The organism is Pseudomonas sp. (assembly GCF_049301935.1).
In the GTDB taxonomy this organism is placed as follows: domain Bacteria; phylum Pseudomonadota; class Gammaproteobacteria; order Pseudomonadales; family Pseudomonadaceae; genus Aquipseudomonas.
This window is the reverse complement of the sequence record NZ_JBAQLP010000142.1, coordinates 72,768-84,466: the sequence shown is the minus strand read 5'-3', so window position 1 is coordinate 84,466 and position 11,699 is coordinate 72,768. Positions and strand designations below refer to the sequence as shown.

10 protein-coding genes and 1 pseudogene are annotated in these 11,699 nt (G+C 64.8%); 9 read left to right on the top strand and 2 right to left on the bottom strand.

From position 1 onward, the window contains the following. A pseudogene (locus WA145_RS18825) lies at positions 1-417 on the top strand (electron transfer flavoprotein subunit beta); the annotation flags it as partial. Positions 418-559: 142 nt separating this feature from the next. After that, positions 560-805, top strand: a complete 246-nt coding sequence (locus WA145_RS18820; RefSeq protein ID WP_090379281.1) for a hypothetical protein — start codon at positions 560-562, stop codon at positions 803-805. Between the two features lie 25 nt (positions 806-830). Here the strand turns inward: WA145_RS18820 and WA145_RS18815 are convergent, their stop codons facing one another. Beyond that, positions 831-1,091 (bottom strand): hypothetical protein, encoded by a 261-nt coding sequence (locus WA145_RS18815; RefSeq protein ID WP_422583020.1) that lies wholly within the window; start codon positions 1,089-1,091, stop codon positions 831-833. A gap of 109 nt (positions 1,092-1,200) precedes the next feature. After that, positions 1,201-2,241 carry a low specificity L-threonine aldolase gene (locus WA145_RS18810; RefSeq protein WP_422583019.1) on the bottom strand — a complete coding sequence of 347 codons (1,041 nt, stop codon included), beginning with the start codon at positions 2,239-2,241 and terminating at the stop codon, positions 1,201-1,203. Positions 2,242-2,527: 286 nt separating this feature from the next. Here WA145_RS18810 and glyA point away from each other — a divergent pair, with 286 nt between their 5' ends. The 7 genes from glyA to fdhA all read left to right on the top strand — a co-directional run bounded on the left by glyA (position 2,528) and on the right by fdhA (position 11,686). Beyond that, positions 2,528-3,781, top strand: a complete 1,254-nt coding sequence (gene glyA, locus WA145_RS18805) for a serine hydroxymethyltransferase (RefSeq protein ID WP_422583018.1) — start codon at positions 2,528-2,530, stop codon at positions 3,779-3,781. Positions 3,782-3,953: 172 nt separating this feature from the next. Then, entirely contained in the window at positions 3,954-5,204 is a 1,251-nt protein-coding gene (locus tag WA145_RS18800; protein WP_422583017.1) for a sarcosine oxidase subunit beta family protein, read from the top strand. 160 nt (positions 5,205-5,364) lie between these two features. Next, positions 5,365-5,691 carry a sarcosine oxidase subunit delta gene (locus WA145_RS18795; protein ID WP_422583016.1) on the top strand — a complete coding sequence of 109 codons (327 nt, stop codon included), beginning with the start codon at positions 5,365-5,367 and terminating at the stop codon, positions 5,689-5,691. Beyond that, positions 5,688-8,705, top strand: a complete 3,018-nt coding sequence (locus WA145_RS18790) for a sarcosine oxidase subunit alpha (RefSeq protein WP_422583015.1) — start codon at positions 5,688-5,690, stop codon at positions 8,703-8,705. Before WA145_RS18795 ends, WA145_RS18790 begins: the two co-directional genes overlap by 4 nt. Next, positions 8,698-9,327: a sarcosine oxidase subunit gamma gene (locus WA145_RS18785; protein WP_422583014.1), complete on the top strand. Its 630-nt coding sequence runs from the start codon at positions 8,698-8,700 to the stop codon at positions 9,325-9,327. Before WA145_RS18790 ends, WA145_RS18785 begins: the two co-directional genes overlap by 8 nt. Positions 9,328-9,448: 121 nt before the next feature. Next, positions 9,449-10,312, top strand: a complete 864-nt coding sequence (purU, locus tag WA145_RS18780; RefSeq protein ID WP_422583013.1) for a formyltetrahydrofolate deformylase — start codon at positions 9,449-9,451, stop codon at positions 10,310-10,312. A gap of 174 nt (positions 10,313-10,486) precedes the next feature. Then, the gene (gene fdhA, locus WA145_RS18775) at positions 10,487-11,686 is read left to right on the top strand and encodes a formaldehyde dehydrogenase, glutathione-independent (RefSeq protein WP_422583012.1); all 1,200 of its coding nucleotides are present in this window, start codon (positions 10,487-10,489) and stop codon (positions 11,684-11,686) included. The last annotated feature ends 13 nt before the right edge of the window (positions 11,687-11,699 follow it).

The window sequence follows — 11,699 nt, the reverse complement described above, 5'->3', positions numbered from 1 at the left end:
CTGGTGGTCGGGCTGGCGGCGGTGGAGCAGGTCAGCAATGGCGTGGCCCAGGTGCTGCAAGCCCTGCCGCGCGGTCAGCGTCGCCGCCTAAAGGTGCGCTTGCCGTTTGTCGCCAGTGTCGATAACGCCGCGCCCACCGCGCGGCAGAGCGCCTTCGGCCCGGCCCGCAGGGGGCTGTTGACGGCCGAGGCCATCGAGCCGGTCGCCGATGCGCTGCTGGCCGAGGCCCAATTGCAACCGGCACGGCCACGGCCCAAGCGCCTTAAGGTGATCAAGGCCAAGACCGGCGCGGAACGGATGAAGGCTGCCACGGCCAAGGCGTCTGGCGGTGGCGGGCAGGTGCTCAAGGATGTCTCGCCGCAAGCGGGTGCCGAGGCTATCTTCACGTTACTGCTCGAAGAAGGCGTGCTGCGTTGAACGCAGGCGCCGATTAAACAGACAGGTAGGATGGGGTGAGCCTGCGATAGCCATCGCGGTGCCTGGGTTCAGCATGGGTATCGCTGCGCTCAACCCATCCTACGCAGCCCATATAGCAATAGTGCCACTGGAGGGTTTCACCATGATGCATGCCGACCTGATCGATCAGGAGGACTTACGTGAGCGCCTGGTGGCGTTGGGGTTGTCGATTCCGCCGGGGGTGACGGCCGAACAGGCTTGCGAGCATGCCGTTAGCGGCCTTAGCCCGGAGCGTGCAGTGGCGCTGCGACGGCTGGTGGAGGAGTTGCTCGGTGGCAGCGCCACCCTGTTGCCGAATGTGCGCGAGGCGATTTCGCGCACCTTGCTGCCGGCACTGGTACCGCGCTAATCAGCGACGCGATGGCTGCGGATGGTTATATATCTGTCCCCAGAGCCCAGGGTTTGGGGCCGGCGCGGCGGTCTTCGCTGGCGCGGCGATCCTCTTCGAAACGGATGGCGTTGCGCCTGTCGCTATTGAGGCGGCGCTCGCTCTTGCCGCGGGTGTCGATCTTGAACTGGGCCGTCGTTTTGGCCGGTTGAGCCGGGGTGTCGGCGGGCTGCTCCATGGATTCCAGGCTGAGTGCCTCAAGACTGAGATCCTCCAGGCGGAACTCCAGGCGGTCTTTGCTCTCCATCGGCGCGCTCCTGTTCTCGCTAACCCCAGGCTGGGGTCACGCTGTTAGGCCTTCACTCCAGCTTAGCCGCAGTTACCGGTGTACTGCGCGCAAGCAGACGAGCTGCACCTCAGGCCTTCATCGCCGCCTGAATATCCGCCGCCAGCTGGCGCACCCGGGCCTCGTCAGTGTCCCAGGAGCACATAAAGCGTGCGCCGCCGGCCCCGATAAAGGTGTAGAAGCGCCAGCCCTGGCCGCGCAGGCGCTCCAGCGCCGCTTCCGACATCTGCAAAAACACGCCGTTGGCCTGCACCGGGAACATCAGGCTGACTCCCGGGATATCCGCCACCAACTCGGCCAGCAACTGCGCGCAGTGGTTGGCGTGCCGGGCGTATTTCAGCCAGGCGTCGTTTTGCAGGATGCCGACCCAGGGCGCGGACAGGTAGCGCATCTTCGAGGCCAGCTGGCCGGCCTGCTTGCAGCGGTAGTCGAAGTCTTCCGCCAGGGCCTTGTTAAAGAACAGGATGGCCTCACCCACCGCCATGCCGTTCTTGGTGCCACCAAAACACAGCACATCCACGCCGGCCTTCCAGGTCAGCTCGGCCGGGCTGCAGCCGAGAAAGGCGCAGGCGTTGGAGAAGCGTGCGCCGTCCATATGCAGGTGCAGGCCCAGTTCGCGGCACACCGCGCTGATCGCTCGCACCTCTTCGGGGCTGTAGACGGTGCCGACCTCGGTGGCCTGGGTCAGGGTCACCACCCGTGGCTTGGGGTAGTGGATGTCCTGGCGCTTGAGGGCGATGTCGCGAATCGCCGCCGGGGTCAGCTTGCCATTCTCGGTCTTGGCCAGCAGCAGTTTGGAGCCGTTGGAGAAGAACTCCGGCGCGCCGCATTCGTCGGTTTCGACGTGGGCGGTCTCCGAGCAGATCACGCTGTGGTAGCTCTGGCACAGCGAGGCCAGGGCCAGGGAGTTGGCGGCGGTGCCGTTGAAGGCGAAAAACACCTCGCAGTCGGTTTCAAACAGGCGGCGGAAGTGGTCGGCGGCGCGCGCCGTCCATTCGTCGTCGCCGTAGGCGCGTTGGTGACCCTGATTGGCTTCGGCCATGGCCGCCCAGGCTTCCGGGCAGATACCGGAGTAGTTGTCGCTGGCGAATTGTTGCGAGAGATCGGGCATGGGCGCGTTCCTTGTCTACGGGCGTCGTTCTAGACGATGCCTTAACTGTATCTGCGGTCACATCCGCATGCAGGCGCAATCGCGACATCCTCTGCCATGCAGGCGAAGCCGCTGCGCGCTGTCGCCGACCTGCGTGCGTAATTGCGACGCGCCCATGTCGCAAACGCAATCCCCCGTGGCGTGCCTAGGCATCTGACCGATCGGGGGCAGTCATACCATCGCCTCACAAGGGCTTAGCCCGCTTCCGACACAGATGCCCGCACTGCGGTGCCGCAGGAGATCAGCGATGTTCAGCAAGCACGACCAGATTCAAGGCTACGACGACGAATTGCTCAGCGCCATCAACGCCGAGGAAAGCCGTCAGGAGCATCATATCGAGCTGATCGCCTCGGAGAACTACACCAGCAAGCGGGTGATGCAGGCCCAGGGCAGCGGCCTGACCAACAAGTACGCCGAAGGCTATCCGGGCAAGCGTTATTACGGCGGCTGCGAGCATGTCGACGTGGTCGAGCAGCTGGCCATCGACCGCGCCAAGGCGCTGTTCGGCGCGGACTACGCCAACGTCCAGCCGCACTCGGGCTCGTCGGCCAACAGCGCGGTGTACCTGGCGCTGATCAATGCCGGTGATACCATTCTCGGCATGAGCCTGGCCCATGGCGGCCACCTGACCCACGGCGCCAAGGTGTCGTCCTCGGGCAAGCTGTACAACGCGGTGCAGTACGGCATCGACACCGCCACTGGTTTGATCGATTACGACGAGGTCGAGCGCCTGGCCGTCGAGTGTCAGCCGAAGATGATCGTGGCTGGCTTCTCCGCCTACTCCAAGACCCTGGATTTCCCGCGTTTCCGCGCCATCGCCGACAAGGTCGGCGCGCTGCTGTTCGTCGACATGGCCCACGTCGCCGGTCTGGTCGCCGCCGGCCTGTACCCCAACCCGATTCCCTTTGCCGATGTGGTCACCACCACCACCCACAAGACCCTGCGCGGCCCGCGTGGCGGCCTGATCCTGGCTCGCGCCAATGCCGAGATCGAGAAAAAGCTGAATGCTGCGGTATTCCCCGGCGCCCAGGGCGGCCCGCTGATGCACGTGATCGCGGCCAAGGCGGTGTGCTTCAAGGAGGCCATGGAGCCGGGTTTCAAGGCCTATCAGCAGCAGGTGATCAACAACGCCCAGGCGATGGCCAAGGTGTTTATCGAGCGCGGCTATGACGTGGTCTCCGGCGGCACCGACAACCACCTGTTCCTGGTCAGCCTGATCCGCCAGGGCCTCACCGGCAAGGACGCCGACGCCGCCCTCGGGCGTGCCGGCATCACAGTGAACAAGAACGCCGTGCCGAATGACCCGCAGTCGCCGTTCGTCACCTCGGGCCTGCGCATCGGCACCCCGGCGATCACCACCCGCGGCTTCAAGGAGCAGCAGAGCATCGAGCTGGCCGGCTGGATCTGCAACATCCTCGACCACCTCGGCGATGCCGATGTCGAGGCGCAGGTGGCCACCCTGGCGGCCGGGCTGTGCGCTGATTACCCGGTCTACCGCTAAGTTTTGCAGCACCCGTAGGGTGGGTTAGCCGAAGGCGTAACCCACCAGCTTTGCGGCGAGGGGTGTGAGCCAGCCCCGTGGTGGGTTACGCCGCTTCGCGGCTAACCCACCCTACGCTCTACCTCGTTTCGACCGGTGGGCCAAGCAGTACCCAGATTTCAGGAGCATTGCCATGCAACGTTATTCCGGCTTCGGCCTAATCAAGCACGCGTTCAGTCACCACGAGAACTGGCAGCGCATGTGGCGCAACCCCACGCCCAAGCCGGTGTACGACGTAATCATCGTCGGTGGTGGCGGCCATGGCCTGGCCACCGCCTATTACCTGGCCAAGGAATTCGGCGTGAAGAACGTCGCAGTGATCGAGAAGGGCTGGCTGGGCGGCGGTAACACCGCGCGCAACACCACCATCGTGCGTTCCAACTACCTGTGGGATGAGTCGGCGCAGTTGTATGAGCACGCCATGAAGCTGTGGGAGGGCCTGTCCCAGGACCTCAACTACAACGTCATGTTCTCCCAGCGCGGTGTGTTCAACCTCGGCCACACCTTGCAGGACATGCGCGATATCGAGCGCCGGGTGAGCGCCAACCGCCTCAACGGCATCGACGGCGAAGTGCTCAACGCCAAGCAGGTCGAGGAGCTGATTCCTTACCTCGATTGCAGCAAGAACACCCGCTACCCGGTACTCGGTGCCTCGCTGCAACGTCGCGGCGGCGTGGCCCGCCACGATGCGGTGGCCTGGGGCTATGCCCGCGCTGCCGACGCCCTGGGCGTCGACCTGCTGCAGCAGACCGAGGTGATCGGCTTTCGCAAGGAAAACGGCGTATGCATCGGCGTGGAGACCAACAAGGGCTTTATCGGCGGCAAGCGCGTCGGCGTGGTCACCGCGGGTAATTCCGGGCATATGGCCAAGCTCGCCGGTTTCCGCCTGCCGCTGGAATCGCACCCGTTGCAGGCGCTGGTGTCCGAGCCGATCAAGCCGATTATCGACAGCGTAATTATGTCCAACCAGGTGCACGGTTATATCAGCCAGTCGGACAAGGGCGACCTGGTGATCGGCGCCGGTATCGACGGCTACAACGGCTACGGCCAGCGCGGCTCCTACCCGACCATCGAACATACCCTGCAGGCCATCGTCGAGATGTTCCCGGTGCTCTCGCGGGTGCGCATGAATCGCCAGTGGGGCGGCATCGTCGACACCACCCCGGACGCCTGCCCGATCATCGCCAAGACCCCGGTGAAGAACCTGTTTTTCAACTGCGGCTGGGGCACCGGCGGCTTCAAGGCCACCCCGGGTTCGGGGCATGTATTCGCCGCCAGCCTGGCCAAGGGCGAGATGCACCCGCTGGCCAAGGCGTTCTCCATCGAGCGCTTCCACAACGGCGCACTGATCGACGAACACGGCGCGGCCGGGGTGGCGCATTAAACATTCATCCCGCAGGGATGACATCTGATGACCCTCGCCCTTTAGGGAGAGGGTGCCCGTAGGGCGGGAGAGGGCAGTACGGCTGGCACAGCGCGCCCTCTCCCCCAGCCCCTCTGCCACAAGTGGGAGAGGGGGGTAAAGAACTCTGGAGGTACCGATCATGCTGCATATTTTCTGCCCGCATTGTGGCGAGCTGCGTTCCGAAGAGGAGTTCCACGCCAAGGGCCAGGCGCATATCCCGCGCCCCCTGGACCCGAACGCCTGCACCGACGAGGAATGGGGCGAGTACCTGTTCTTCCGCGACAACCCGCGCGGCCTGCACCACGAGCTGTGGATCCATGCCAGCGGCTGCCGCAAATACTTCAACGCCACCCGTCACACGGTGACCTACGAAATTCTCGAAACCTACAAGATCGGTGAGAAGCCCAGCGTGACTGAAGCCAGCCTCGCCGCGAAGAAGACTGCCGGCCAAGGAGTAACCGCATGAGCCAGGTCAATCGTCTTGCCCAGGGTGGTCGCGTCGATCGCAGCCAGCCCCTCAGTTTCAGCTTCAACGGCCAGAGCTACCAGGGCTTTGCCGGCGACACATTGGCCGCCGCCTTGCTGGCCAACGGGGTCGACATAGTCGGGCGTAGCTTCAAGTACTCGCGGCCGCGCGGCATAGTCGCCGCCGGCGCCGAGGAGCCCAATGCCGTGTTGCAGATCGGCAGCACCGAAGCGGCGCAGATCCCCAACGTGCGCGCCACCCAGCAGGCCCTGTATGCCGGCCTGGTGGCCAGCAGCACCAACGGCTGGCCGAGCGTGAATAACGATGTCATGGGCATTCTCGGCAAGGTCGGCGGCAAGGCGATGCCGCCGGGCTTCTACTACAAGACCTTTATGTACCCGCAGAACCTCTGGCTGACCTACGAGAAGTACATTCGTAAGGCCGCAGGTTTAGGCCGTGCGCCGAAGGCCAATGACCCGGACAGTTACGACTATATGAACCAGCACTGCGACGTGCTGGTGGTCGGTGGCGGCGCCGCCGGTCTGGCCGCCGCCCTGGCCGCCGCGCGCAGCGGTGCACGGGTGATAGTGGCTGATGAACAGGAAGAGTTCGGCGGCAGCCTGCTCAGCACCCGCGAAACCCTCGACGGCAAACCCGCCGCCGACTGGGCCGCCCAGGCGCTGGCCGAGCTGAGTAAGATGCCGGAAGTGACCCTGCTGCCGCGCGCCACGGTCAACGGCTACCACGATCACAACTTCCTCACCATCCACCAGCGCCTGACCGATCACCTCGGCGAGATCGCGCCGCTCGGCATGCTCCGTCAGCGTATGCACCGCGTGCGCGCCAAGCGCGTGGTGCTGGCCACCGGCGCCCACGAGCGGCCGCTGGTGTACGCCAACAACGATGTGCCGGGCAATATGCTCGCCGATGCAGTGTCCACCTATGTGCGCCGTTATGGCGTGGCGCCGGGTAAGCAGCTGGTGCTGTCGACCAACAACGATTACGCCTACCGCGTGGTACTCGACTGGCTGGACGCCGGCCTGCAGGTGGTGGCCGTCGCCGATGCGCGCAGCAACCCGCGCGGCAGCTGGGTGGAAGAAGCACGCAAGCGTGGCGTGCGCATCCTCACCGGCAGCGCCGTGGTGGAAGCCCGTGGCAGCAAGCGCGTCAGCGGCGCGCGGATCTGCGCCATCGACCTGAAAAGCCACAAGGTCAGCAGCCCGGGCGAGCTGCTCGACTGCGACCTGATCGTCAGCTCCGGCGGCTACAGCCCGGTGGTGCACCTGGCGTCGCACCTGGGCGGTAGGCCGACCTGGCAGGCGGATATCCTCGCCTTCGTGCCCGGTGAAGGCCTGCAGAAGCGCCTGTGCGCCGGTGCAGTCAACGGTGTATTCGCCTTGGGCAATGTGCTCGCCGATGGTTTCGAGGCGGGCGCCAGTGCGGCGGCCGAGGCCGGTTTCAAGGCCGTTAGCGGCAGCCTGCCACAGACCGAGACGCGCGTCGAAGAGCCTGCCGTGGCGCTGTTCCAGGTGCCCCACGACAAGTCCACGGCGCGTGCGCCCAAGCAGTTCGTCGATCTGCAGAACGACGTGACCGCCGCCGGTATCGAGCAGGCCACCCGCGAGGGCTTCGAGTCGGTGGAGCACGTCAAGCGCTACACCGCGCTGGGCTTCGGCACCGATCAGGGCAAGCTGGGCAATATCAATGGCCTGGCGATTGCCGCCCGCTCCCTGGGCATCAGCATCGCGGAGATGGGCACCACCATGTTCCGCCCCAACTACACCCCGGTGACCTTCGGCGCCGTCGCCGGCCGTCACTGTGGCGCGCTGTTCGAAGCCAAACGTTACACCGCCATGCACAGCTGGCACCTGCAGAACGGCGCCGAGTTCGAGGACGTCGGCCAGTGGAAACGCCCCTGGTATTTCCCCAAGAAGGGTGAAGACCTGCATGCCGCCGTGGCCCGTGAGTGCCTGGCGGTGCGTAACAGCGTCGGCATCCTCGATGCCTCGACCCTGGGCAAGATCGACATCCAGGGCCCGGATGCCCGCGAGTTCCTCAACCGCGTGTACACCAACGCCTGGACCAAGCTGGACGTGGGCAAGGCCCGCTACGGCCTGATGTGCAAGGAAGACGGCATGGTCTTCGACGATGGCGTCACCGCCTGTCTGGCCGACAACCACTTCCTGATGACCACCACCACCGGCGGCGCCGCGCGGGTGCTGGAGTGGCTGGAGATCTACCATCAGACCGAATGGCCGGAGCTCAAGGTGTACTTCACCTCGGTCACCGACCACTGGGCCACCATGACCCTGTCCGGCCCCAACAGCCGCAAGCTGCTGGCGCAAGTCACCGATATCGACCTGGACAAGGACGCCTTCCCCTTTATGACCTGGCAGGAAGGCAAGGTCGGCGGCGTGCCGGCGCGGGTGTTCCGCATCTCCTTTACCGGTGAGCTGAGTTACGAGGTTAACGTGCAGGCCGACTACGCCCTGGGTGTGTGGGAAAAGATCGTCGAGGCGGGCCAGCAATACGGCCTGACCCCCTACGGCACCGAGACCATGCACGTGCTGCGCGCCGAGAAGGGTTTCATCATCGTTGGCCAGGACACCGACGGCTCGGTCACTCCGGACGACCTGGGCATGGGCTGGTGCGTCGGGCGCACTAAACCTTTCTCCTGGATCGGCTGGCGCGGCATGAACCGCGAGGACTGTGTGCGCGAGAACCGCAAGCAGCTGGTCGGGCTCAAGCCGCTGGACCCGAACCAGGTGCTGCCGGAAGGCGCGCAACTGGTATTCGATCCCAAGCAGGCCATCCCCATGAGCATGGTCGGCCATGTCACTTCCAGCTACGCCAGCGCGGCGCTGAAGCATTCCATCGCCATGGCCCTGGTCAAGGGCGGCCTCAGTCGCATCGGCGAGCGGGTGTTCGCGCCGCTGGTGGACGGTAGCCTGGTGGAAGCGGAAATCGTCTCGCCGGTGTTCTATGACCCTAAGGGGGACCGCCAGAATGTCTAACGTCAATGTCTACCAACAACGCCCCAGCGATATCGCCGGGCAATCGCCGCTGCATCACGCCGGCCTCGATGAGCTGGTGCGCAAGGGCAAGAGCACGGCAGGCATCACCCTGCGCGAGAAGAAGCTGCTCGGCCATCTGGTGCTGCGCGGCGATGCACGGGACTCAGCCTTTGCCGGCGGCGTACAGCATGCCACCGGCCTGGAACTGCCGGTGGCCCTGACCCTGGTGGCCAACGAACACAGCTCGCTGCAGTGGCTGGCCCCCGATGAGTGGCTGCTGATCGTGCCGGGCGGCACCGAGTACGAGGTCGAGCAGAAGCTGCGCGCGGCCCTGGACGGCCAGCATATCTCGATCGTCAACGTCAGCGGCGGGCAGACCCTGGTGGAACTCTCCGGGTCCAAGGTGCGCGAGCTGCTGATGAAGTCCAGCAGCTACGACGTGCACCCGAGCAACTTCCCGGTGGGCAAGGCGGTCGGCACGGTGTTCGCCAAGTCGCAACTGGTGATCCGCCATACCGCCGAGGAAACCTGGGAACTGCTGGTGCGCCGCAGCTTCGCCGACTACATCTGGCTGTGGCTGCAGGATGCCAGCGCCGAGTATGGGTTGGCGATCAAGGCGTAAACCGGCAAGTACGTAGGTTGGGTGGAGGCGCGCAGCGTCGATACCCAACATTTCCCGGCGCACTCGTTGGGTATCGCTTCGCTCAACGCCAACCTACGGTCACTCGGTATTGGAGATCAATATGAGCCGCACCCCGGATACCTGGATTCTTACTGCCCATTGCCCGAGCGTGCTCGGTACGGTGGATGCGGTGACGCGCTTTCTCTTCGAGCAGCGCTGCTATGTCACCGAGCACCACAGCTTCGATGACCGCCTGTCCGCGCGCTTCTTTATCCGCGTGGAGTTCCGCCAGCCGGACGGTTTCGACGAGGCGGCGTTCCGCGCCGGCGTGCAGGAACGCCTGGCGCCCTTCCAGATGCAGGTCGAGCTGTGCCCGCCGGGCTACCGGGCCAAGGTGGTGCTGATGGTCAGCAAGGCCGATCACTGCCTCAACGATTTGCTCTATCGCCAGCGCATCGGCCACCTGGCCATGGACGTGGTGGCGGTGGTGTCCAACCACCCGGATCTGGAGCCGCTGGCGCGCTGGCACGCGATTCCCTATTACCACTTCCCCCTCGACCCCCACGACAAGCCGGCGCAGGAGCGCCAGGTGCTCAAGGTGATCGAAGAAACCGGCGCCGAACTGGTGGTGCTCGCCCGCTATATGCAGGTGTTGTCGCCCGAGCTGTGCCGCAAGCTGGACGGCTGGGCGATCAATATCCACCACTCGCTATTGCCCGGCTTCAAGGGCGCCAAGCCCTACCACCAGGCCTATCAGAAGGGCGTCAAGCTGGTCGGGGCAACGGCGCATTACATCAATAACGACCTCGACGAGGGGCCGATCATCGCCCAGGGCGTGGAGGCGGTCGATCACGCCCATTACCCCGAGGACCTGATCGCCAAGGGCCGCGATATCGAATGCCAGACCCTGGCCAAGGCCATCGGCTACCACCTCGAACGGCGCGTGTTTCTTAACGCCAACCGCACCGTGGTGCTGCATGCATAACCCGTAGGATGGGTTGAGCCTGCGATACCCATCAACACCGACCCATGGGTATCGCTTCGCTCAACCCATCCTACACAGCTGGCAATAGACGCAAAAACTCCGCTGCAAGACCGCGTGGCCGTTGGTCGCGCCATGGCTCTACAACTGAGCCCCACAACAAGAAGGAGAACACCTATGTCTGGTAATCGTGGCGTCGTCTACCTCGGCGCTGGCAAGGTCGAAGTGCAGAAGATCGACTATCCGAAAATGCAGGACCCGCGTGGCAAGAAGATCGAGCACGGCGTTATCCTGCGCGTGGTATCCACCAATATCTGCGGCTCCGACCAGCACATGGTGCGCGGTCGGACCACGGCGCAAACCGGCCTGGTGCTGGGCCACGAGATCACCGGTGAGGTGATCGAGAAGGGCCGCGACGTGGAGAACCTGAAAATCGGCGATCTGGTTTCGGTGCCGTTCAACGTCGCCTGCGGCCGCTGCCGTTCGTGCAAGGAACAGCACACCGGCGTCTGCCTGTCGGTCAACCCGGCGCGTCCTGGCGGTGCCTACGGCTACGTCGACATGGGCGACTGGACCGGCGGCCAGGCCGAATACGCCATGGTGCCTTACGCCGACTTCAACTTGCTGAAACTGCCGGATCGCGACCGGGCCATGGAGAAGATCCGCGACCTGACCTGCCTGTCCGACATCCTGCCCACCGGCTACCACGGCGCGGTGACCGCCGGCGTCGGCCCGGGCAGTACCGTGTATATCGCCGGTGCCGGTCCGGTCGGCCTGGCCGCTGCTGCCTCGGCGCGCCTGCTTGGCGCGGCGGTGGTGATAGTCGGCGACGTCAACCCGGTGCGCCTGGTGCATGCCAAGGCCCAGGGCTTCGAAATCGCCGACCTGTCCCTGGACATTCCGCTGCACGAGCAGATTGCCGCATTGCTGGGCGAGCCAGAAGTCGACTGTGCCATCGACGCGGTGGGCTTCGAGGCCCGCGGTCATGGTCATGCAGGCGTGCAACACGAAGCCCCGGCCACCGTGCTCAACTCGCTGATGGGCGTGGTGCGGGTTGCCGGCAAGATCGGTATTCCCGGCCTGTACGTTACCGATGACCCAGGTGCGGTCGATGCCGCTGCGAAGAAGGGTGCACTGAGCATCCGCTTCGGCCTCGGCTGGGCCAAGTCGCACAGCTTCCACACCGGCCAGACCCCGGTGATGAAGTACAACCGCGCGCTGATGCAGGCGATCATGTGGGATCGCATCAATATCGCCGAAGTGGTCGGCGTGCAGGTGATCAGCCTGGACGACGCGCCGCGCGGTTACGGCGAGTTCGATGCCGGCGTGCCGAAGAAATTTGTCATCGACCCGCACAAGCTGTTTAGCGCAGCCTGATCAGGGTTGGTAA